The organism is Rhizobium sp. USDA 4016, assembly GCF_056279705.1.
In genome coordinates this window covers 294,071-314,485 of the sequence record NZ_JBWCCY010000004.1, presented here as the reverse complement: position 1 = coordinate 314,485, position 20,415 = coordinate 294,071, and the positions used below count along the sequence as shown (strand labels likewise).

The 20,415-nt window shown below is 60.0% G+C and carries 22 protein-coding genes, 1 tRNA gene and 1 pseudogene; 11 read left to right on the top strand and 13 right to left on the bottom strand.

What is annotated here, in order from left to right:
• Positions 1-33: 33 nt before the first annotated feature.
• The gene (locus ACZ9DP_RS16750; RefSeq protein ID WP_239596962.1) at positions 34-897 is read right to left on the bottom strand and encodes a LysR family transcriptional regulator; all 864 of its coding nucleotides are present in this window, start codon (positions 895-897) and stop codon (positions 34-36) included.
• 93 nt (positions 898-990) lie between these two features.
• Here ACZ9DP_RS16750 and ACZ9DP_RS16745 point away from each other — a divergent pair, with 93 nt between their 5' ends.
• A complete protein-coding gene (locus ACZ9DP_RS16745) occupies positions 991-1,995 on the top strand; it encodes a bile acid:sodium symporter family protein (protein ID WP_476202948.1) in 1,005 nt (334 codons plus the stop codon).
• 69 nt (positions 1,996-2,064) lie between these two features.
• Here ACZ9DP_RS16745 and ACZ9DP_RS16740 read toward each other — a convergent pair whose 3' ends face one another.
• Positions 2,065-2,532: an Hsp20 family protein gene (locus ACZ9DP_RS16740; RefSeq protein WP_074069662.1), complete on the bottom strand. Its 468-nt coding sequence runs from the start codon at positions 2,530-2,532 to the stop codon at positions 2,065-2,067.
• A gap of 403 nt (positions 2,533-2,935) precedes the next feature.
• Between ACZ9DP_RS16740 and ACZ9DP_RS16735 the strand changes: the two genes are divergently transcribed.
• Positions 2,936-3,910: an alpha/beta fold hydrolase gene (locus tag ACZ9DP_RS16735; protein WP_476202947.1), complete on the top strand. Its 975-nt coding sequence runs from the start codon at positions 2,936-2,938 to the stop codon at positions 3,908-3,910.
• Positions 3,911-3,922: 12 nt separating this feature from the next.
• Here the strand turns inward: ACZ9DP_RS16735 and hisN are convergent, their stop codons facing one another.
• Positions 3,923-4,696 (bottom strand): histidinol-phosphatase, encoded by a 774-nt coding sequence (gene hisN, locus ACZ9DP_RS16730; RefSeq protein ID WP_239596958.1) that lies wholly within the window; start codon positions 4,694-4,696, stop codon positions 3,923-3,925.
• Positions 4,697-4,946: 250 nt separating this feature from the next.
• A complete protein-coding gene (locus ACZ9DP_RS16725; protein ID WP_022715854.1) occupies positions 4,947-5,828 on the bottom strand; it encodes an N-formylglutamate amidohydrolase in 882 nt (293 codons plus the stop codon).
• A 190-nt stretch (positions 5,829-6,018) separates the two neighbouring features.
• Between ACZ9DP_RS16725 and cpdR1 the strand changes: the two genes are divergently transcribed.
• Both cpdR1 and ACZ9DP_RS16715 read left to right on the top strand, forming a co-directional pair.
• Positions 6,019-6,381: a response regulator CpdR1 gene (gene cpdR1, locus ACZ9DP_RS16720; protein ID WP_003542883.1), complete on the top strand. Its 363-nt coding sequence runs from the start codon at positions 6,019-6,021 to the stop codon at positions 6,379-6,381.
• 84 nt (positions 6,382-6,465) lie between these two features.
• Positions 6,466-6,540 (top strand) — tRNA-Val (locus tag ACZ9DP_RS16715).
• A 146-nt stretch (positions 6,541-6,686) separates the two neighbouring features.
• Here ACZ9DP_RS16715 and ACZ9DP_RS16710 read toward each other — a convergent pair.
• Positions 6,687-6,821, bottom strand: coding sequence for a hypothetical protein (locus ACZ9DP_RS16710; RefSeq protein ID WP_022715855.1), 135 nt, complete (start codon positions 6,819-6,821; stop codon positions 6,687-6,689).
• A gap of 315 nt (positions 6,822-7,136) precedes the next feature.
• Here ACZ9DP_RS16710 and ACZ9DP_RS16705 point away from each other — a divergent pair, with 315 nt between their 5' ends.
• The gene (locus ACZ9DP_RS16705) at positions 7,137-7,334 is read left to right on the top strand and encodes a CrpP-related protein (RefSeq protein ID WP_074069666.1); all 198 of its coding nucleotides are present in this window, start codon (positions 7,137-7,139) and stop codon (positions 7,332-7,334) included.
• A gap of 191 nt (positions 7,335-7,525) precedes the next feature.
• Positions 7,526-8,002, top strand: coding sequence for a hypothetical protein (locus ACZ9DP_RS16700; RefSeq protein WP_476202945.1), 477 nt, complete (start codon positions 7,526-7,528; stop codon positions 8,000-8,002).
• 3 nt (positions 8,003-8,005) lie between these two features.
• On the opposite strand, the gene ACZ9DP_RS16695 is transcribed toward ACZ9DP_RS16700, so the two are convergent.
• Positions 8,006-8,704 carry a hypothetical protein gene (locus ACZ9DP_RS16695; protein ID WP_194728192.1) on the bottom strand — a complete coding sequence of 233 codons (699 nt, stop codon included), beginning with the start codon at positions 8,702-8,704 and terminating at the stop codon, positions 8,006-8,008.
• 149 nt (positions 8,705-8,853) lie between these two features.
• Here ACZ9DP_RS16695 and ACZ9DP_RS16690 point away from each other — a divergent pair, with 149 nt between their 5' ends.
• Positions 8,854-9,372: an MgtC/SapB family protein gene (locus ACZ9DP_RS16690; RefSeq protein ID WP_476202943.1), complete on the top strand. Its 519-nt coding sequence runs from the start codon at positions 8,854-8,856 to the stop codon at positions 9,370-9,372.
• Between the two features lie 40 nt (positions 9,373-9,412).
• Here ACZ9DP_RS16690 and ACZ9DP_RS16685 read toward each other — a convergent pair whose 3' ends face one another.
• Entirely contained in the window at positions 9,413-9,595 is a 183-nt protein-coding gene (locus ACZ9DP_RS16685) for a hypothetical protein (RefSeq protein WP_074069667.1), read from the bottom strand.
• A gap of 71 nt (positions 9,596-9,666) precedes the next feature.
• On the bottom strand, positions 9,667-9,903 hold the full coding sequence (locus tag ACZ9DP_RS16680; protein WP_074069668.1) for a hypothetical protein: 237 nt from the start codon (positions 9,901-9,903) through the stop codon (positions 9,667-9,669).
• Positions 9,904-10,308: 405 nt separating this feature from the next.
• Between ACZ9DP_RS16680 and ACZ9DP_RS16675 the strand changes: the two are divergent.
• A pseudogene (locus ACZ9DP_RS16675) lies at positions 10,309-11,431 on the top strand (DUF475 domain-containing protein).
• A gap of 104 nt (positions 11,432-11,535) precedes the next feature.
• On the opposite strand, the gene ACZ9DP_RS16670 reads toward ACZ9DP_RS16675, so the two are convergent.
• The 5 genes from ACZ9DP_RS16670 to ACZ9DP_RS16650 form a co-directional block, all read right to left on the bottom strand.
• A complete protein-coding gene (locus ACZ9DP_RS16670; RefSeq protein ID WP_166677317.1) occupies positions 11,536-11,706 on the bottom strand; it encodes a hypothetical protein in 171 nt (56 codons plus the stop codon).
• Positions 11,707-11,864: 158 nt separating this feature from the next.
• On the bottom strand, positions 11,865-13,382 hold the full coding sequence (locus ACZ9DP_RS16665) for a tripartite tricarboxylate transporter permease (protein ID WP_039846994.1): 1,518 nt from the start codon (positions 13,380-13,382) through the stop codon (positions 11,865-11,867).
• Positions 13,383-13,393: 11 nt separating this feature from the next.
• Positions 13,394-13,885, bottom strand: coding sequence for a tripartite tricarboxylate transporter TctB family protein (locus ACZ9DP_RS16660; protein WP_368359007.1), 492 nt, complete (start codon positions 13,883-13,885; stop codon positions 13,394-13,396).
• Positions 13,882-14,826 (bottom strand): Bug family tripartite tricarboxylate transporter substrate binding protein, encoded by a 945-nt coding sequence (locus tag ACZ9DP_RS16655; protein WP_074069670.1) that lies wholly within the window; start codon positions 14,824-14,826, stop codon positions 13,882-13,884. The genes ACZ9DP_RS16660 and ACZ9DP_RS16655 overlap by 4 nt, the downstream gene beginning before the upstream one ends.
• A gap of 309 nt (positions 14,827-15,135) precedes the next feature.
• Positions 15,136-16,182, bottom strand: a complete 1,047-nt coding sequence (locus tag ACZ9DP_RS16650) for an ABC transporter substrate-binding protein (RefSeq protein ID WP_074070431.1) — start codon at positions 16,180-16,182, stop codon at positions 15,136-15,138.
• 140 nt (positions 16,183-16,322) lie between these two features.
• On the opposite strand from ACZ9DP_RS16650, the gene ACZ9DP_RS16645 reads away from it, so the two are divergent.
• The 3 genes from ACZ9DP_RS16645 to ACZ9DP_RS16635 all read left to right on the top strand — a co-directional run bounded on the left by ACZ9DP_RS16645 (position 16,323) and on the right by ACZ9DP_RS16635 (position 20,364).
• The gene (locus ACZ9DP_RS16645) at positions 16,323-18,191 is read left to right on the top strand and encodes an adenylate/guanylate cyclase domain-containing protein (protein ID WP_476202940.1); all 1,869 of its coding nucleotides are present in this window, start codon (positions 16,323-16,325) and stop codon (positions 18,189-18,191) included.
• A gap of 116 nt (positions 18,192-18,307) precedes the next feature.
• Positions 18,308-18,985 (top strand): response regulator, encoded by a 678-nt coding sequence (locus ACZ9DP_RS16640; protein WP_039846099.1) that lies wholly within the window; start codon positions 18,308-18,310, stop codon positions 18,983-18,985.
• Positions 18,982-20,364, top strand: a complete 1,383-nt coding sequence (locus tag ACZ9DP_RS16635) for a sensor histidine kinase (RefSeq protein WP_074069673.1) — start codon at positions 18,982-18,984, stop codon at positions 20,362-20,364. The genes ACZ9DP_RS16640 and ACZ9DP_RS16635 overlap by 4 nt, the downstream gene beginning before the upstream one ends.
• Positions 20,365-20,415 lie beyond the last annotated feature (51 nt).

Genomic DNA, 20,415 nt, shown 5'->3' with positions numbered 1-20,415 from the left:
GCAAGCACCCGAAACCCGCCGCCTGGCGGGTTTCTATTTTTGTGCGCCCGATCGCAGACCCCGCACCTTCCCAAGAATGTCCTCCGAAAGCGCCGACACCAGCGCCTGATCGGCCCCTTTGCGCGGCACGAGCACGAATTCCACATCCTCCAGCAGCGGCAGCCTTGCCGTGCCGATCTCTTTCAATCCCGAGGGGGCCATGCTGCGCGGCTGCACCAGTACTCCCATTCCCGCCCGCGCCGCGGCCGTAAGCCCGCTCAGGCTGCCGCAGGTGCAGACGATCCGCCAAGGCACCTGCATTCGGCTGAGGGCCTCGAGCGCAATGCTGCGCGTCACACTTGGCGGCGGGAAGGCGATCAGCGGCAGCGGCCCTTGTGCGAGCACATGGTCCGGATCGCGCGCCAGCCAGACCAGCGGCTCGCGATAGACAAGCCGGCCGCGGGCATCGCCGAGCCGGCGTTTGGCAAGCACAAGATCGATCTCGCCATTGTCCTGCATCTCGTAAAGCGCACCCGACAACGCGACTGTCAACTCCAGATCGACCGATGGATGCGACCGCACGAAATCCTCCAGCACGGCCGGGAGCTGGCTGGTCACAAAGTCTTCCGAGACGCCGAGGCGGAGGCGGCCGCGCAGACTGTTCTCCTTGAAAAGCGATTGAACCTGCCCTTCGATCGAAAGCATCAGGCGCGCATGCGAAAGCAGCGCCTCGCCATCTCCGGTAAGCACGACCTTGTGGGTGTCGCGCGCGAGAAGCCTTCGCCCGAGTGAAGTTTCCAGCCGCTGGACGTGCTGGCTGACGGTCGATTGACCGAGACCCAAACGCTCTGCAGCGAGCGTGAAGCTGCCCATCTGCTCAACGGCAACGAAGCTGCGCAATTGCGTGAGATCAAGCATGGACATCCCAATTCGCGATAACTGTTATTCCTTGCATCCTGATTCATAATGGGCGACAAAACAACGAAATTCTGAAAATGCCGAGAAAGCATCATGCGCCGCTTCTTGCCCGATACCTTCACGATCCTGCTCGTTTGCACCGTCATTCTTGCCTCGCTGCTTCCGGCAAGCGGCATTTTCGCGGATTATTTCGGCGTCGCCACCGGACTTGCCATCGCCCTGCTGTTCTTCCTGCATGGCGCCCGGCTATCCAGCGACGTCGTCATTGCAGGCATCCTGCACTGGCGGCTGCACCTCGTCATTCTTCTGACGACATTCGCCATCTTTCCGCTGCTCGGCATGGCGCTCGGCCTCATCCCGGATTCGATCCTGCCGCAGCCGCTTTACCTCGGCATCCTTTTCCTGTGCGTCTTGCCATCCACGGTGCAATCCTCGATCGCCTTCACCTCGATGGCAGGCGGCAATGTGCCGGCCGCCATTTGCTCGGCCTCCGCTTCCAACATCTTCGGCATGTTCCTGACGCCGCTTCTCGTCGGCCTGCTCTTTTCCGTCGGCGGCCATGGCGGCTTTTCCTGGGACGCGCTGGAGCAGATCCTGCTGCAATTGCTTGCTCCCTTCGTGGCAGGCCAGATCCTGCAGCCCTGGATAGGCAATTGGATCCGCGCGAAGAAGAAAATCCTGATGCCGGTCGATCGCGGATCGATCCTGATGGTCGTCTATCTCGCGTTCAGCACGGCGGTCGTCGAGGGCCTGTGGCACACCTTCTCGGTAAGAGACATCGCGGTCGTCGTCGTGCTCGACATGTTGCTGCTCGCAATCGTCCTTTCGCTCACCATGCATGGCAGCCGCCTTGTCGGCTTCAACAAGGCCGACGAGATCACCATCACCTTCTGCGGCTCGAAGAAGAGCCTGGCAAGTGGGGTGCCGATGGCGAGCGTCATTTTCGCCGGCCAGTCGATCGGTGCCATCGTTCTGCCGCTGATGCTCTTCCACCAGATCCAGCTGATGGTCTGCGCGGTGATCGCGCAAAAATATGCCGCAGCGGCTGCGCATCGGATAACAAAAGAGGAAGCTGAAGAGGCTGCGAGCCCAGCCTGATCCGCAGCCTAAAAAAAGCGGCGCCCCAACGGAGCGCCGCCTGTCTTTTCCTATCCTGGGAGGGATCGGTTAGTTGGCGACCTGAGCCTCGATAGCCTTCGGCGCGCTTACCGGCTCTGCGGCAATCGCGATCTTGCGTGGCTTCATGGCTTCGGGGATGCTGCGAAGAAGGTCGATATGAAGCAGGCCGTTCTTTAGCGAAGCGGCGGTCACCTCGACATGATCGGCAAGCTGGAAGCGGCGCTCGAAGGCGCGCTTGGCAATGCCGCGATAGAGGAACTCACTGCCCTCGGCGTTCTCTTCGCTCTTTACGCCCTTGACGGTCAGCGCGTGAGCTTGAGCCTCGATGGAAATTTCGCTTTCGTCGAAACCGGCAACGGCCATGGTGATGCGGTAGGTGTTCTCACCGGTGCGCTCGATATTGTAGGGCGGATAGGTATTGCCCTGATCCGGCTGAGCCAGGCTGTCGAGCATGGTGAAGAGACGGTCGAAACCGACGGTCGAACGATAGAGTGGAGAAAAGTCGACGTGACGCATGATGTCCTCCTTAAGGAAGCGACGTGTTGCGATAATGCCCCTGAAACCCCATATTCGGCGGCTTCGGGACGGTTCAGCGGACCCGTTTGGCACCCGCAGAATTCAGATGGTGATCGACCTTCCGCAGTTCAAGACCCTTTTGAAGCCCGGTGAACGGGGCATGAACGCGAGGTTCGGCATGCGTTCAGCAGCACCTCTGTAGAAGTAGTAACTGTCGGGTGATTAAACCGCCCGATGGCTGAAGTGCATCGTCCCTTCTTCTTCAGTCCGATTTTACGGCCGGCGCCGGGCACCCCTCACATCGCCCCGCCGGTCTCTTTTTATTCGCTCCGCGCTTAACAGTTGATTTTCCGTCTCCGTGCATTATCCCCTAGACTCAAGGCGGCATCGAAAGCAGCGGCTCATGGACAGCGTCCTTATTTCGACACCTGACAATCCGGTCCCGGAAAACCGTATCGAAGGCTATTTCGAGACGCATGACGGCTGGAAGCTGCGCTATGCGGTGTTCCGCTCCGATGCCCCTGCTGCAAAAGGCACGGTCGTCATCCTGCAGGGACGCAACGAATACATTGAGAAATATTTCGAGACGATCGGCGATCTAACGGCGAAGGGCTTCTGGGTTGCGATCTTCGATCTTCGTGGCCAGGGCGGCTCGCCACGGCTGATCAAGAAACGACAGCATGGCCATGTGAGGCGCTTTTCCGATTACGAGCGAGACCTCGACACCTTTCTGGAAAAGGTGGTGCTGCCCGACACCCGCCTGCCCTTCTACCTGCTCGGCCATTCGACCGGTGGCCTGATTGCGCTTTCGGCGGCCCCCTATCTTGCAACACGCATTGAACGCATGGTGCTTTCCGCGCCCTTCATCGGCCTGATCGGCCAGGCAGCGTCCGCATCGACCATCCGCCGCCTGGCCGCGACGGCTTGCTCGCTCGGATTTGGCTCGCTGCCATTGAGCCGCAAGCTACGGGAGCTTCCTTTCCAGGACAATCCGCTGACATCGGACGAGGTGCGTTTCGAGCGCAACATTGCAATGATGAGGGAGCATCCGGAACTGATGCTCGGCCCACCGACCGCGCGCTGGGTCCATGAATCCTTCAAGGCGATCGACAAGGTACTCATGCCGAGCCACCTCTTTTCGATTACCATCCCGACGATCGTCATTGCCCCGACCCGCGACGGCGTCGTGCCCTATATCGCGCAGGAACGGCTTTCGCGCTATTTCCGCGCAGCCCAGCTCGTGCCCATCAATGGCGCGCGGCACGAGATTTTTCAGGAGCGCGACGCCTACCGCGCCGCAGCACTCGCCGCGTTCCATGCGTTTATTCCAGGCAGCGACGCCGAGACCGCTGAAGAGGTCGAAGGATTCGGCGTCTAAACGGATGGCGACTTAGCGCTGCAGGATCGCAAGTGCCTGGTCGTAAACAGCACGGCTGCCGGCGGCGATGATCGAGCCACCGTTTTCGGGCCGCCCGCCGTCCCAGGTCGTGATGATGCCGCCCGCATTTTCGATCACCGGAATGATCCCGCCGACATCGTAGGGCTTGAGGCCGTTTTCGATCACGAGATCGACATGGCCGGCCGCGAGAAGTGCGTAGGCATAGCAATCCGTGCCATAGCGGAAGAGCCGGACCTGGCGTTCGATCTCACGATATTTCTCCATTTCCAAGCCGGTGAAGAGATGCGGCGAAGTGGTGAAGAGGATCGCGTTCGAAAGCGTGCCGCAATCGCGTGTCTTCAAGCGCCGTTCGCCCTCCGGTCCGCAATAGATCGAGCCGTTCTCATCCGCGAAATAGCGCTCGCCGGTGAAGGGCTGCTCGATCATGCCCATGATCGCCCGGCCGTTCTTCTGTAGCCCGATCAGCGTTCCCCATACCGGCACGCCGGAAATGAAGGCCCGCGTGCCGTCGATAGGATCGATGACCCAGACATAATCACGGTCCAGGCCAACATTGCCGTGTTCCTCGCCAAGAATGCCATGATTGGGAAAATGCTCTTCAATCAGCTTGCGGATTGCCGCTTCCGCTGCCCGATCGCCCTCGGTAACGGGATCAAAGCCACTCGAAAGCTTGTTCGTCACATCGAGGCCGGATCGGAATCGCGGCAGTGTCTCGGCCTTGGCGGCTTCCGCCAGGCGATTGAAGAACGAGCGGTCAGGAAGCATGGATGATCCGTTTTCTGGGCCGTGTGGCACGCATTTCTTAGCGGAGTTGCGTTCGAATGCAAATCTACCAGGCATTTTCTCGATATCTGCCTAAAGATTTTGCATTGCAAAATAATGATTGACAATTGTGCAGCGCAGCAGTAGCTTCTTCATACAGTCTTCTGACTGTAAATACCCTCCTTGGGTGTTTCCTCCCTAGACTTAGCCGCGCTGAATAGCGCGGTTCTTTTTTGAGCGACTGTCCGGGAGCTTATTCGGCAGCAAGCGCCGTATCGGTTGCAAACTGCTCCACGTAGCTGGCCATCTGCCGCATGAAGCCTGTGACGGCGTTGACGATCAGCGGAAAATCCGTGTGCTTTTCCAGTGTCACTTCGTCCACGTAGATCGCCCGATTCACCTCGATCTGCAGGGCGTGCAGCCCGCGCGCCGGCCGGCCGTAATGCTCGGTGATGAAGCCGCCGGCATAGGGCTTGTTGCGGATGGCGGTAAAACCCATCTCCTCGAGAATACTGATCGCCGTACGCGAAAGTTCGGCCGATGCGCTGGTACCATACCGGTCACCGATGATGAAGTCGGGACGCGCATTGCTGCCTGCGACGCGGACATTGCCCGGCATCGAGTGGCAATCGATCAGCACGCCGAAGCCGAATTGCACGTGGGTGCGCGCAATCAGCCGGCGCAGCGCGGCGTGGTAGGGTTTGTAGATGCTCTCGACCCGATCGAGCCCTTCCTGCACCGGCAGCCGCCGGGCATAGATTTCCATATTCTCGGCAACGATGCGCGGAATGGTGCCGAGCCCGCCTGCCACGCGCAGCGAATTGATGTTCGCATATGGCGGCAACAGGCCATCGAACATGCGCGGGTCGAGTTCGTAAGGTTCGCGGTTCACATCCAGATAGGCGCGCGGGAAATTGGCGAGAAGCAGGGGGGCGCCAAGCAGGCTGGCGGCTGAAAAGAGCTCATCGACATAGTGATCCTCCGACCGGCGGATGGAGATGCCTTCGAGCCGCGACTGGGCGATAAATTCCGGTGGATAAATGCGGCCGCTGTGGGGAGAATTGTAAACGAAGGGAATGGTCTGCGACACGGGCTCACGGATCTCAAAAAGCTCGTACTCGCGAATTTCCGGCACCTTTTTCCCTCTTAACCATGTCACAGGACGGCTGCTGCGCCCATGTTGCCAGTTGCCTCACTGCAAGTCCATACTATGTAGCGGGGATGACAGCCTTGGGCAGGCAATTCACCGGTTGTTTACTGGCTAAAGTCTAGTGTAAATAGCTGGCGCCTCCCACCAAAAACCTATTCACCAATCGGTCTGGATAATGACTCAGAAGATACTGCTCGCTGAAGACGACAACGACATGCGCCGCTTTCTGGTAAAGGCGCTCGAAAAGGCCGGTTACAAGGTTCTTTCCTACGATAACGGCGCAAGCGCCTATGACAGGCTCCGGGAAGAGCCCTTCTCCCTGCTCCTGACCGATATCGTCATGCCGGAAATGGATGGCATCGAGCTCGCACGCCGTGCGACCGAGCTCGACCCGGACCTCAAGGTCATGTTCATCACCGGTTTTGCGGCCGTTGCACTGAACCCTGATTCGAAGGCGCCGAAGGATGCAAAGGTGCTTTCCAAGCCTTTCCATCTTCGCGATCTCGTCGATGAAGTGAACAAAATGCTTGCCGCATAAGGCTTGCGGGCGGCGGGTCACAAAACTTCAAAAAAGCCTATTGACGGCTCCCAAGGTTTTGTGATCTATGCGCCGCCATCGGATGGGCGTGTAGCTCAGCGGGAGAGCACTACGTTGACATCGTAGGGGTCACAAGTTCGATCCTTGTCACGCCCACCATTCGATCCTCTTGAAATTACAGAGGACTTCGTCAAACCGCTGATTGACGAGTTATCTTCCAGGACGTGAGCAGTCGTGCGTTGACGCAACACTGCGCCCTTGCCCAACACGGCTCACACAAGCCAGCCAAAACCCCATCAGATACTTTACTTCGTAAGCGTGGCGTCTTCAGATAGAGTTGCTGCGGTTTGCAAGTTCGGCGTCTCAGGGATTGCTGCGATGAAAAACATCGTGAACGCATAAACTGAGAACAACGTCAGCACCGCGGTCAATCGAATCATTCAGTATCTCCTTATTCACACGGACAGCTTGACCCATATCGGGGTTTTCCAAAACCGTTTTCTGAACGGGAGATGAACAAAAACTTGTGACGGGGCATTTTAACGATATTTTTACAACACATTTTGGAGAGTCTCTCCTTTTCCCGCGGGTGCTTATAAGCCGGAAGAAGGAGGGTTTTTGATCGCGAAGGAGGTATTGCTCCATTCGAGCTAATCCTGTGAATAGCGGGAATCGACGCCGGCGGGCTGGACATTAGCAAAGAGAAATGTTTGCTTGGGAAGGCTGGCTGAGGGGCCGGCGGTTGGGGGCAAGCGATGAATATCGAAGAACTGCTCGACATGCAGGAGCGCGGAATACGCGACCGGATCCTCGGCTACGCTTTAAGCGACAATCCCATGTCGCGACCGGAATTGATGCCGATCCGTGATGCTTGGGAGCTTGAAGTCTGGTACGCCCGCTACGAGGCATGGCGCTTCGGTTGGGCCGTCGAGGACGCCAGCCGGTGCCACTGAGCGTTTGAATGGGCGAAGGCCCCGCGCAAGCGGTAAGATACAGAGGCCGGCCGTCGCTGTTGACGGCCACGCTTCCCAGAACGGGCCGCTATCCCTGCAGCGGCCCGTTTTTTCTTTGAGCGCGGCAAATTTCGGACACAGAAACATGCGACCCCCGTCCGGTAAACCAGCATGACAGGATTCCTGAACAGATGAGACTGACAGTGATTGCAGCTGCGGCGCTTTCCGCCGCAGCTTTCGCCTCCGGCGCCAACGCCGCCTCCCAGAACTTTCCAGGCGCCGGCGTTTCGATCCTTACAGGCAAATGCGCAAAGCTCGTCGTTGGCAACGTGGATGCAACGAAGGGGTGCAAGGGCGAACTCGCCAGCGTGGGACTGCCGAACGGCCAGGTGACCTTCATCTTCACCTCAGGCGGGAAGATGCTTGGCTTCCAGGGCGATGGCACCGCGATCAAGCCGGCATCTAATGGCAATGCCAGGATTCCGCTCAAGATGGTGACAACCGGCGTCGGCGAGAAGATGACGGGCCAGGTCAAGGTGGCAGGCACCTGCACATTCGGCAACCCTTACGGCGGCAAGCCGGTCGTGATCGAATGCTCCGCGGAAAGCAAGGATACGGCCTTTACCGGCAGTTTCCGCACCAGCGGTAAGGCTCCGAAGCAGAAATAGACCTCAGGCGCACCACCCACCGGCGGCGCCAGGCTTGCGGGCAAGACCCTCGGTAATCAGTTGAGTGCCCAAGGAGCGGCCGCCGCGCGAAATCACGTGCGGCGCACCGGAACTGGCAGGCTTGCCGGCAGCGTTCATGATGAAGGGCCCGGCATTCAGAAATTTGAGCAGCCTCGATTTTGCGGCAAAGCCGATCCTCCGCTCGCCTTCGCAACGCGCGGCGCCGACATCCGGCACTACCATGTCCGCGACCAGGATCTTCTCGCCCTTGTACCAGAATATCCCACCGTCTCCGACGCAGTTCATATGCTCCCCCTGCCCACAATAGCCGAAGGCGGCGCGCGCGTTTTGCGGGCCGGCGGGTGAGGTCGCCGTTGAGGAGAGCTTCACAGGCTGCGCGGCAGGAACAGGAACGGCTTCGGGCGGCACGGGACGCTGCGGCTGCGAAGCAATGGCCTGCCTCGGCGCGCTCTTGGCGACAGCCGCTTTCGGCGAATCCGCCTTGATTGCAGCGGTAATCGCGGCTGTGTCCGGCGCCCGTGAGGCAAGAATCGGGCGCACGCTCTTCCAGTTGTCGTAAAGCGCGATACTGCCTACGGCAACGACACCGGCGAAGAGCCAGGGCAAGGCTCCACCATGGCCCCTGCCCTTCGATTTTGCGGATGATTTGCGGCGGCGGCCGCGAGTTGCAGTTCTAGCCATCTGGTCCGAATCCCGTGATGGGCCGATTATCGCCTCCCAATCCTTTCCGAAAGGTTGGCATGGAGCCGCAACGTCGAAGCGGACGAACAAAGAGCCACAGAAGACGTTAGCCCCGCGAAGAAATGTTCACCGAAGGGAGCGCCTTTTCCATGGATATCGTTTTTGCCGACATGTTCCCTGAATCCCGCATTCATTACCCGGTGATCTTTGCCCGGCTCATCGGCGCGATTGTGCTGGGCGGCATCATCGGCTTCGAACGCGAGGCGCAAAACCATGCAGCGGGACTGCGGACCCATATTCTGGTGAGTCTTGCGGCAGCGCTTTTCGGCATCATTTCCATCGAATCCGTGCATATGCCGGGCTTTGCCAACGATCAGCAGGTCCGCATCGACCCGCTGCGCGTCATCGAGGCCGTGACGGCGGGCGTCGCGTTTCTGGCCGCGGGCATGATCGTCTTTTCCAGAGGCAGGGTGAAGGGCCTGACGACGGGAGCAGGCATGTGGCTCTCAGGCGCCATCGGCCTTGCCATCGGCTTCGGCTATTGGCCGGTTGCCTTCTTCGCGACGGCGGCAGCAGTCTGCGTGCTCTTTGCTCTGGGTAAGATGGAGCAGCGCCTGGAGCGGAATTCCGGAAAGCAGCCGCCACCCGAAGACGATGCCGACTCATAAAAAACGCCCGGTATGCCGGGCGCGCTATCGGCGATGAGAATTAGCCAGTCTTCCCTCTCGAACTGTCCTTGTCTCCAGGCGCGCTCGTTTCGCCATGAGCAATAATTCCGGATGCCGTTTCGCGCTTCTGGATGTCAATGCCGTTCTCGGAGGCCTCTTTGAGGGCCTGCCACTCGTTTTCGTGTTTCAGATAGATGTCCTGCGGCACGAGATCAGTCGTCATGGAGTCCTCACATCTTTGTCCGGGCCTTAAATGCAAAAGCCCCGACGTCGGTTCCCGCGCCGCCCGAAAAATCATTCGGCGCGCCGTTTGCGGCCTTTGGACGCTGCAAGGTCTGGACCGCCTTTTGAAAGATCGCCGCCGGTCACATGAGCCGGAACGTGAATGTCGTCCATCGGCGTCTGCGGCAGCGTCAGATCGACATGGTGCGGCGGCAGCACCTGCACCTTCTGCATGCGGTTCGGCTTTGCCCGCTTCATGCGGTCTGCCGCTTCCGTACGCTTGTCGGGAGAATGGGTCGAAGTCTGCATTCGTGGTCCCTCCTTTTTTATCGCGCCGGCAATGGCGTTCCATTGCTCAACCAGAGCCTAACGGGCGGGCGACTGCATGGTTCCAAAGAAAAGCTTCGGCGCAGACTGCGGCCGCCTTGACTGGCGCCACAGGTTGACTACCTAGAAGGCTGTCCGCGGCCAAAACGATGCGCATGGTTGCCCCCCGTGCAAAAGCATCGGCTGCCGGACAAACACTGGTGCCGGGCCCCTCTGGCGAGAGTTTTTACGGCGCTCTCGTGATGTCGGTACCGCCTGCAAATAGCCGGCGGATTTTCACTCGATGAAAAAGCTCACAATGCCTCGCGCGCATATCCCTTACGATATGCCGCGTTTTTCACTCACATCATCCTTCAAGAACGATGTCCGCATCAAAGAGGTGCGGCCATGAAGCAACCCATCAGCCATCAATCCACGCTCGGCTATTTCCGCTGGGCTTTCATCATCACGGCCGTTGGCCTGGCGCTCGGCGCTTTGCTGGGCTGGCAGTCAACCGGCACGATCAGCGGCATGGCGACTATCTTCTTTATCTGCACGGTTCTGGCCGTGCTGGAGATTTCCCTCTCCTTCGACAACGCGATCGTAAACGCCAACAAGCTCAAGGAAATGACGCCTGTCTGGCAGCATCGGTTCCTGACCTGGGGCATTATCATTGCCGTCTTCGGCATGCGCATCGTCTTTCCGCTGGCAATCGTGGCGATAGCCGCAAGTATCGGCCCGATCGACGCCGTGATCCTCGCCGCACGGCAACCGGCTGAATATGCGCGCATCATGAACGAAGCCCATCTGCCAATCGCCGCCTTCGGCGGGACCTTTCTTCTGATGGTCGGCCTTTCTTACTTCTTCGACCCTGAGAAGGACGTCCATTGGATTGTCTCTGTTGAAAAACTGATGTCGCGCGGTGCCACGGTCAAAGGCATCGAAATCGCCTTCGTTCTCTTATTGATCCTCACTTTCGCTTCATTGCTTGAAGGCCAAGAATCGACGACCTTCGTCTACAGCGCGATCTACGGTCTTGTCACATTCCTGGTGGTCGAAGTCATTGGCGCACTGCTGGACGCCCTCGCAAAAGGCCATGGCAGAAGCGGCACGCGGTGGGCTTGGCGCATTCATCTATCTTGAGGTTCTGGATGCAAGCTTCTCGTTCGACGGCGTCATTGGCGCCTTCGCCCTGACGCAGAACCTTTTCATCATCGCCATCGGTCTGGGCATCGGCGCGATGTATGTACGCTCGATGACGATCATGCTCGTCGAAAACGGAACGCTGACGCATTACCGCTACCTGGAGCACGGCGCGTTTTACGCGATCCTGATCCTTGCGATCATCATGTACGTCCAGACCCTCTTCCACATTCCGGAAGTCGTCACCGGTCTCGGCGGTGCAGCGCTCATCGGTGTCTCGCTCTGGTCCTCGATCCGCCACAACAAGCGGAGGGAAGCCCGTGCGAAAGCAGCAGCGAAGGCGCAGGCCGAAGTCCATTCACCTGCCCGCGAGCGGCTGGAGGCCTGACATTTCCGAAGCCGCAGCGTTTGCATGCGTTGCGGCCTGACGGACAAAAATAAAGCCCGCGACCAACCGGTTGCGGGCTGTTTCATGCGTGATGTATCGGGAAATTAACGGCCGAAATGGTCGAAGGCGTCCGGTGCGATACCGAGAACCTTGAGGTCCCGGGGCTTCGGACGGCGACCCGCTTCGAATGCAGCGCTTACAGCATTTGCGGCGCCGATGACTGCGAAGGCCCGGCCGAAGAAACCTTCCCGAATGGACTTGCTGTAGGAGGACATTGTCTTTCTCGCTTTGCTTCATTATTGACACCTCATACATGATGCGCTGCAGCATTTTCCACAAGTGACGGGATTTCAGGCCTGCCATGCAAAAACAAGCGGCCGGCCCATGTTTCAGGGCCGGCCGCAAGAAAGGGTTCGAGCAGTATTGTTCTTCTTTAGTCTTCGCTTGCAGCAAGTTGCGAAAGAACTTCGCCGCGGCCGCGTATTCTCAAGATCAACGGGATGATGAAGGCGGCAGCCGCAACGATCAGCAACCCGGCTGCGATCGGCGACGTGACAAGCGTCGTCACATCGCCCTGGCTGATGGCGAGCGCCCGGCGGAGCTGCTGTTCGGCAAGCGGCCCGAGAATCAAGCCGACAACCACCGGGGCGATCGGATAGCCGAAGAGCCGCATGATATAGCCAAGTACGCCAAACGCGAGCAGCATGCCGAGCTCGAACACCGAGGGATTGGCGCCGATGGTACCAAGCGTCGCAAACAGCAGGATGCCGGCATAAAGCCAGGGCTTCGGGATCGTCAGCAGGCGGACCCAAAGCCCGATCAGCGGCAGGTTCAGAACCAGCAGCATGGCATTGGCGATGAGCAGGCTGGCGATCAGGCCCCATACGAGCTGCGGATTGTTCGCAAACAGCAGCGGACCGGGTTGCAGGCCGTATTGCTGGAAGCCGGCGAGCATGATCGCCGCCGTCGCCGTCGTCGGCAGGCCGAGCGTCAGGAGCGGCACCAGCGTGCCGGCTGCCGATGCGTTGTTTGCCGCCTCCGGGCCTGCTACGCCTTCGATCGCACCGTGACCGAATTCTTCGGGGTTCTTCGCCAGGCGTTTCTCGGTCGCGTAAGAGAGGAACGTGCCGATTTCGGCCCCGCCAGCCGGCATTGCACCGATCGGGAAGCCGATCAAGGTACCACGCAGCCATGCCTTCCAGGAGCGGCCCCAATCCTGGGCCGTCATCCAAAGAGAACCCTTGACCGCTTCGACCTTGTCCTCGCCGCGATTGCCTTGGGCTGCGATATAGAGCGTCTCCCCGATCGCGAACATGGCAACCGCAAGCGTGGTCACTTCGATGCCGTCCAGAAGATCCGGAATGCCGAAGGAAAGACGTGCCTGGCCGGTCTGCTGATCGATGCCGACCATCGCCAGCGCAAAGCCGATGAAAAGCGACGTCAGCCCGCGAAGCGCCGAATCGCCGAAAGCGGACGAAACGGTCACGAAGGCGAGTATCATCAGAGCGAAATATTCACGCGGCCCGAAGATCAGCGCCAGTTTGACGATGTAGGGCGCGATGAAGGCAAGGCCGAGCGTGGCTATGAGGCCGGCCACGAACGAACCGATCGCCGCTGTCGCCAGCGCCGGACCGCCGCGACCCGCGCGCGCCATCTTGTTACCCTCGAGCGCAGTCACGATCGAGGCGCTTTCACCCGGCGTATTGAGCAGGATGGAGGTCGTCGAGCCGCCATACATGCCGCCGTAGTAGATACCGGCAAACATGATCAGCGAACCGGCCGGGTCGAGCTTGTAGGTGACGGGGAGAAGAAGGGCAACGGTCAGCGCCGGGCCGATGCCCGGCAGAACGCCGACCGCGGTGCCAAGCGTGACACCGACGAACGCATAAAGAAGGTTCATCGGCTGCATGGCGACCAGGATGCCCTGGAAGAGGAATTCGAAGGTGCTCATCGCATCCAATCCTAGAAGAAGAGTCTCTCGAAGGGTCCGGCAGGCAGCGTAAGCTGCAGCAGCTGCGAGAAAATGATCCAGACGACGAAGCTTAAGACGATACCCGCCGGGATCGAAAGCCAGAGCTTGCGACGCCCAAAGCCGCGCGCCGTGAAGGCAAAGAGAATGCCTGTGGCAATCGAGAAGCCGGCCGTCTTCAGAAGCAGCATTTGCGCTGCAAGACCAGCAACAATCCAGATGACGGGAGCGACTTCCTGATGTTCCCGCTCGGGAAACTCATTGCGCAACGCCTCGAAGACGGTCCAGATGCCGAGGCCGATCAACCCGAACGCCACGACCTTGGGCGCGGTAGCCGGGCCGATGCGAGCATATTGGGCGATCGCTCTCATATGCGTGGCGTCCCAAAGCATGACGGCCGCAACGACGAAAAGACAGATAGCAATGATCAGCGCCGCCCAATCCGGGCGGCGCTTCGTTGCCAAGGGTGCGTTGCCCCTGCTCATTTAACAAGCCCGATCTCTTTGAGGATGCCTTCGGTTGCGGAGACGTCCTTCTCGAGCTGCGCCTTGAAGGCATCGCCGGCGAGGTATGTGTCGGCCCAGCCCTTCGTCTTTAGGATTTCCTGCCAGCCTGCCGACTTGGAAAGCTTGTCGAAATCAGCGGTGACGGCAGCCGTCTGCTCAGGCGTCAGGCCGGGAGCGGCGGCGACCATCCGCCAGTTCTGCACGCTGACATCGACGCCAGATTCTTTCAGTGTCGGAGCGTCGACACCGTCAATGCGCTTATCGCTCGAGACGGCGAGCAGGCGGAGCTGCCCGGCCTTCACCTGCGATTCGAACTCGCCATAGCCTGAAATGCCGGCCGTCACCTGTCCGCCGAGGATAGCGGCAAGCGCCTCACCGCCGCCCGAGAAGGCGACATAGTTGATCTTCGTCGGATCGACGCCGGAGGCCTTCGCGATGAGACCGACCGCGATGTGGTCGGTACCGCCGGCCGAGCCGCCACCCCAGGACACCGAGCCCGGATCAGCCTTCAGCTTGGCAACGAGGTCACCCATCGTCTTGATGTCGGACGATGCCGGAACGACGATGGCCTCATACTCGCCGGTCAGGCGAGCGATCGGTGTGACGTCCTTCAGCGTGACAGGTGACTGGTTGGTGAGAATCGCGCCGACCATGACATAGCCGCCAACGATCAGGGCGTTCGGATTGCCGCTATTCTGGCTGGCGAACTGCGCCAGACCGATGGTGCCGCCGGCGCCCGGAACGTTCTGAACCTGAACATTGCCAGAGATGCCTTCCTTCTGCATGACGGTCTGCAGCGAGCGGGCCGTCTGATCCCAACCGCCGCCGGGTGCGGCAGGCGCCATGATGGTGTAGTCGGCCGAATAGGCCGGCAGCGCGATAGCGGCTGCGAAAAGCGTAGCAAGGAAAGTATGCTTCACGATGTGTCCTCCGTGATCGCGGTGAGCGCCGCGTATTGTTCTCAAGGGAATCGAGAAGCGTTGCCGGGCAGCGGACATTGATGGTCCGCAATAGCGACGGAGACTCCTCCCGAAACGTCTACTCTCCGCCTCCACGAAGAGAAGTACCAGAACCGCACCACATCAAGCTGTCATTTAGCTGACATCGGCAGGATATCCAGCACCAAGGACACTTTTTTGCCGTAATTCAAGCATGAGCGCCCGGTTATGCCGGTGGCGTGCATCCCAACTCCGCTCCAATAAAGCAGGTAGGTGCGAACGCTATCCCACCTACTGTGTCCGCAGCACCTCGTTCCAATGGGCGATCAGCCGCGCGCGCTTGACCTGGTCGAGATAGACCATCAGGCCCGGGCTGACCGGAACGGGCCTGAGCTGGGCGCCGAGAAGCTCCTGCATGGTGTTGGCCGTATTCTCGCCCGCAACCTCGGGGCTGACCGCCGGGATCTGGAGTTTTCGGGCCATGATCGTCTGTCCTTCCTTCGACATGAAGAAGGTGAGATATTGCCGCCCGAGTTCCGGCTCCGCGGCAGCCTGCGGCACCAGCCCGATGCGCGACATCACGACTGTATAATCCTTCGGCAGCACGATGCCGACATCGGGGTGCCGCGACGCCCAGTCCGCCGCATAGGAGCCGAGAATGTTGTAGCCGAGCACGAAGCGCCCGTCGGCTACCCTCTCCAGGATCGCCGAACTCGTCGAATAGAGCTTGACGCCCGCAGCCCCCATCGCCCGGATCACCGACCAGATGTCCCCGAACTGCTCCTGGTCGCGCGCCATGAACAGAAAGCCGACGCCGGAGCGTTCGATGTCATAGGTGCCGATGCGGCCGTAAACCGCGTTGCCTTTGCGCTTCAGGTAATCGACGAATTCCGCCCGTGAACTTGGCACCGGTTCATGCAAGAAGCTCGGCTTGTGATAGACGAAGACGGCCGGCTCGAAGGTGAGTGCATAGGCCGTGTTGCGCCAGTTTGCCCATTTCGGCCATTGTCCGCTCATCGGCAGATTGCTGACCTGCGCATAGCCGTCGTTGGAGAGCTTGACCTGCAGGTCCATCGCTGATGAAAAGGCGAAATCCGCCGTTTTCTTCCCGGCATCGGTCTCCCGCACGATCCGGTCATAGATCTCGCCCGTCAGCATGTCTTCATAACGCACGGCGACATCCGGATTGGCTTCCTGAAAGCCATGGATCATCGGCTGGGCGAGAGGCTCGTCGAGCGAGGAATAAACCGTCAGCACCCGCGCATCAGCCTTGCCGGATTTCGCGGGATAAAAGGCCTGATCCGCGGCTGCAAAACCGGGACAGAGCAGAAGCAGCAGAACCAGAAGTCTCCTCATGAGCGCAGAATGCATCACCACGCTTCAGCGGGCAAGGACGAGTAATTGCGGGCGCTGTCTCGCAACGCGACAAGAGCATTAAAAGACGCTAAGCTAATTTAGACAACCGTATGGAGGGGATATTGGAACGACGGCTGAGTGCCATACTCGCTGCCGACGTGGTGGGTTATAGCCGTCTGATGGGTATCGACGAGACCGGTACCCTGCAGGCGCTCAACCGCCACCGCTGCGAACTGATCGATGTCAGGATCTCCGACTACAAAGGGCGCATCTTCAAGCTGACCGGCGACGGAATGCTCGCGGAATTCCAAAGTGTGGTAAACGCTGTCGCCTGCGCTGTCGAAATCCAGCGCGAGATGGCTGTGCGCAACAAAGACGTCCCGCAGGATCAGCGCATCGAATTACGGATCGGCATCAATCTCGGCGATGTTGTCATCGAGAACGACGACGTCTTCGGCGACGGCGTAAACGTCGCTGCTCGGCTCGAGCGCCTTGCTTCGCCGGGTGGCATTGTCGTTTCCGGCTCGGTTCGCGATCAGGTCGGCACGCGCCTCAATATCGGTTTCGAGTTCCAAGGTGAGCAATCTCTGAAGAACATCAAGCAGACTGTGTCGGTGTTCACGGTTCTCCTCGATCCGCCTTCTGCAACGGCCGGTGCGTCGGACGACCAAACCCGCAATACCTGCTTTATTGCCGTTCTGCCTTTCACCAACATGAGCGGCGATCCCGAGCAGGAGTATTTCGCGGACGGCATCACGGAAGACATCATTACCGACCTCTCCAAGATATCGAGTCTGCACGTCGTGCCGCGGCACACTGTCTTCACCTATAAAGGGAGTTCGCTGAAGGTAAAGCAGCTCGCCCACGAACTTGGCGTGCGATACATTCTCCAGGGTAGCGTCCGCATCGCCGGCGCGCGTGTGCGCATATCCGGCCATCTCATCGATACGGCGAACGGCGACCATCTGTGGGCCGATCGCTACGACCGGAATCTCACCGATATCTTCGCGATCCAGGACGAGATCACCAATTCGATCGTCGGCCAGCTCAAGATCCGACTCCTGCCGGCCGAGAAGAAGGCCATCGCCGCCGAACCCACGGCCAATATCGAGGCCTATACCTACTACCTGCGAGGCCGCCAGCTATCGCACACCTGGACGAAGTCGTATCTGCAGCTTGCCCGCAGGATGTTCTGCAAGGCTGTCGAGCTGGATCCTGATTATGCGCGCGCCTATGCGGGTATTGCCGATTGCGATGCGGCCATACGCGATTGGGACCCTGAAAATGTCCCTCTCGAAAACATCCTGCAGATGAGCGCCCGCGCCCTCGAACTCGATCCTGATCTCGCGGAGGCCCATGCCTCCCGAGGTCTGGCCTTGCATCAGAACGGCCAGGATCAGCAGGCCATTGCAGCCTTCGAGCGGGCACTTGCACTTGAACCCAATCTTTATGAAGCGAACTTCCACTATGCGCGATTCTTCTTCATGCGCGGCGATTTCGCCAACGCCGTCCGCTACTTCACGCGCGCGGCGCACATCCGCACGGACGACTATGTCTCACCCATTCATTTGATGAGCGCCCACCGCTCGCTCGGCCGCATGTCGGATACGGAAAACTGGGCCAAGCTCGGGCTGCTGCGAGCGGAACGCGCACTGAATCTCAGTCCGGAAAATTCAGGACCGGCCCATCGCGGCGCCCTGGCGCTGGCGCATCTCGGAGACAGGGCGAGGGCAAGGGATTGGGCCGCCCGCGCCATCGCGATCGATCCCGACGACATCGTTGCGCAATACAATCTCGCTTGCGTCTACTCCGTCCTCGGCGACGTGGACGAAGCGATTGATATTCTGGAGAGGCTGATGCCGCGAAGCTCGGTCTACCACATCAAATGGTTCGATAACGACTCCGATCTGGATAACATCCGCAGCGACCAGCGCTTCCAGAAACTCCTGCTGGCAGCGCAGGAGGAACAACCCCGGGAGGTCGCTGAATAGAGCAATTGAGGCCGCCAAACTCGCGTTGATTGAATGACGCCCGGTTTTCTTTTGCCGCTGATGACATCCCCATTCACGGGCTGTAATCTTCTTTGTTGAACAACAGGAAACCACCCGTGCGCATTCTCCTTACCGAAGACAATATCGCGCTGGCCGACGGCCTGTCCGCGATCTTGCGCGGTACGGGGCATGCCGTCGATGTCGTCCACGACGGCGCATCCGCCAATGCAGTCATCGCGGCGGAAAATTTCGATCTCGTGATCCTCGACCTCAACCTGCCCGAGATGGACGGGCTGGACGTGTTGCGCAGCATGCGCGCCCGGCAGAACCAGGCGGCCGTCCTAATTCTGACTGCACGCGGAGCGCCGGAGGAGCGGGTCAGAGGCCTCGACCTCGGCGCCGACGATTACCTTATCAAGCCGTTCGACATTACCGAATTCGAGGCGCGCGTGCGCGTGCTGCTCCGGCGCCAGGCGGGCCTGCATTCGGCGACGGTGATGTACGGCTGCGTGTCCTTCGACCTCAAGTCCCGCACCTTTTCCGCCGGCAATATGCAGCTTGATATTCCCGCTCGCGAAGTCGGACTGCTTGAAATCCTCTTCATGCGTGCCGGCAAAGTCGTGTCCAAAGAGGCAATCACCCAGTCGTTGACGGCCTTCGACGATGACATTTCCACCAATGCGATCGAGCAATATGTCAGCCGGCTGCGCAAGCGCCTGGCACCGCATGGATTGACCGTGAAGACCGCGCGCGGCATCGGCTACTATCTCGACAAGCTTCCCGAGGCCTCATGAAAGCCGCCTATTCGCTGAGGCGCCGGCTGCTTTTCTGGCTGCTGATCTCCACCGCCATCATCGGCACGCTGGCGCTCGCCGACACATACCGGGAGGCGGTCGAGACCTCGAACATTGTTTCAGACCGTGTGCTTGCCGGTTCGGCGCTCGCCATTGCCGAGCGCGTCGTCGTGGCAGAAGACGGCGCTCTGGAAGTCGACATTCCCTATGTCGCGCTGGAAATGCTGACATCGGCCGCTCAGGACCGGGTGTTCTACCGCGTCGATGGTCCGCCCGGCAAATTCATTACCGGCTACCAGGCGCTTCCGGTTCTCAAGGAAACCAAGGGCGACGCAGCCGTCTTCGCAGACGATATTTTCCGCGGCGAGCCGATCCGCGTCGCGACGCTGGAGCGCTCCGCCTCAACCGGCATCCGCTCGGTTCCGTTTGTTGTCACCGTCGCGGAAACGACGATCGCCCGCCGTCAGCTGGCACGCGCGATCCTTTTCCGTTCGGCTGTCCGCCTTGCCTTCATGATCGCCGGTGCAGCCGTGATCGTCTGGATCTCGGTCACGGTCGCGCTCCGCCCGCTCTACAAGCTCCGGGACGCGATCGGCGAGCGCAGCCCGGACGACTTGCATCCGATCGAGCAATCGGTACCGAGCGAGGTGCAGCCACTGGTGGATACGGTGAACAGCTTCATGGTGCGCCTGCAGTCAGCCCTTGACGCACTCCGGAATTTCACCGGCAATGCCAGCCATCAATTACGCACACCGCTTGCCATCATCCGAACTCAGCTCGCGCTTTCCGCCCGCGCCGCAACGCTGCCTGAAGCGCAGGACTCGGCCTTGAAAGGCGACCAGGCCGTCGCGCACGCCGAACGCATTCTCGCCCAGCTGCTGCTGATGGCAAAGATCGACGCCGCAACAGCCAAGGAGGCCCTGGCGGCCTCGACGATCGACATCGCCGCCATCGCCCAGGAGATTACCGGCGAACTGATCCCTCAAGCCGCGGAGGCCGGTATCGATCTCGGCTTTGAGGGGGATGGACATGCGATGATCCGCGCCGAACCCCTGCTGATCGGCGAGCTGCTGCGCAATCTTGCGGGCAACGCCATCGCATATGCCGGCAAGAGCGCCGAGGTTACCGTGCGGATTGCGCAGGATGGCGAAACCGTACGCCTCGAGGTTGAAGACAATGGTCCCGGTATCGCGCCGGAAAAGCTCGACGCCGTGCGCCGCCGCTTTTCGCGCGGCAACGACTCCGAGGCGCCGGGCGCCGGCCTCGGCCTCCCGATCGTCGAGGAAATCGCCAATCTTTTCAATGCGACGCTCACGCTCTCGCCTGCGACCAGCGGCAAGGGGCTCAAAGCCGCCGTCGCCTTTGCAAAAGTGTCGTAAAGGCTTCGCGGCGTTAACCTTTCCGCCTTGCTTTCTTTCGTTGCATTGCAC

Excerpts from the sequence above, each read along its gene's own strand:
- ACZ9DP_RS16750 (WP_239596962.1), bottom strand. The coding sequence starts at position 897 with ATGCTTGATCTCACGCAATTGCGCAGCTTCGTTGCCGTTGAGCAGATG.
- ACZ9DP_RS16745 (WP_476202948.1), top strand. The coding sequence starts at position 991 with ATGCGCCGCTTCTTGCCCGATACCTTCACGATCCTGCTCGTTTGCACC.
- ACZ9DP_RS16740 (WP_074069662.1), bottom strand. The coding sequence starts at position 2,532 with ATGCGTCACGTCGACTTTTCTCCACTCTATCGTTCGACCGTCGGTTTC.
- ACZ9DP_RS16735 (WP_476202947.1), top strand. The coding sequence starts at position 2,936 with ATGGACAGCGTCCTTATTTCGACACCTGACAATCCGGTCCCGGAAAAC.
- hisN (WP_239596958.1), bottom strand. The coding sequence starts at position 4,696 with ATGCTTCCTGACCGCTCGTTCTTCAATCGCCTGGCGGAAGCCGCCAAG.
- cpdR1 (WP_003542883.1), top strand. The coding sequence starts at position 6,019 with ATGACTCAGAAGATACTGCTCGCTGAAGACGACAACGACATGCGCCGC.
- ACZ9DP_RS16710 (WP_022715855.1), bottom strand. The coding sequence starts at position 6,821 with ATGATTCGATTGACCGCGGTGCTGACGTTGTTCTCAGTTTATGCGTTC.
- ACZ9DP_RS16705 (WP_074069666.1), top strand. The coding sequence starts at position 7,137 with ATGAATATCGAAGAACTGCTCGACATGCAGGAGCGCGGAATACGCGAC.
- ACZ9DP_RS16700 (WP_476202945.1), top strand. The coding sequence starts at position 7,526 with ATGAGACTGACAGTGATTGCAGCTGCGGCGCTTTCCGCCGCAGCTTTC.
- ACZ9DP_RS16695 (WP_194728192.1), bottom strand. The coding sequence starts at position 8,704 with ATGGCTAGAACTGCAACTCGCGGCCGCCGCCGCAAATCATCCGCAAAA.
- ACZ9DP_RS16690 (WP_476202943.1), top strand. The coding sequence starts at position 8,854 with ATGGATATCGTTTTTGCCGACATGTTCCCTGAATCCCGCATTCATTAC.
- ACZ9DP_RS16685 (WP_074069667.1), bottom strand. The coding sequence starts at position 9,595 with ATGACGACTGATCTCGTGCCGCAGGACATCTATCTGAAACACGAAAAC.
- ACZ9DP_RS16680 (WP_074069668.1), bottom strand. The coding sequence starts at position 9,903 with ATGCAGACTTCGACCCATTCTCCCGACAAGCGTACGGAAGCGGCAGAC.
- ACZ9DP_RS16670 (WP_166677317.1), bottom strand. The coding sequence starts at position 11,706 with ATGTCCTCCTACAGCAAGTCCATTCGGGAAGGTTTCTTCGGCCGGGCC.
- ACZ9DP_RS16665 (WP_039846994.1), bottom strand. The coding sequence starts at position 13,382 with ATGAGCACCTTCGAATTCCTCTTCCAGGGCATCCTGGTCGCCATGCAG.
- ACZ9DP_RS16660 (WP_368359007.1), bottom strand. The coding sequence starts at position 13,885 with ATGAGCAGGGGCAACGCACCCTTGGCAACGAAGCGCCGCCCGGATTGG.
- ACZ9DP_RS16635 (WP_074069673.1), top strand. The coding sequence starts at position 18,982 with ATGAAAGCCGCCTATTCGCTGAGGCGCCGGCTGCTTTTCTGGCTGCTG.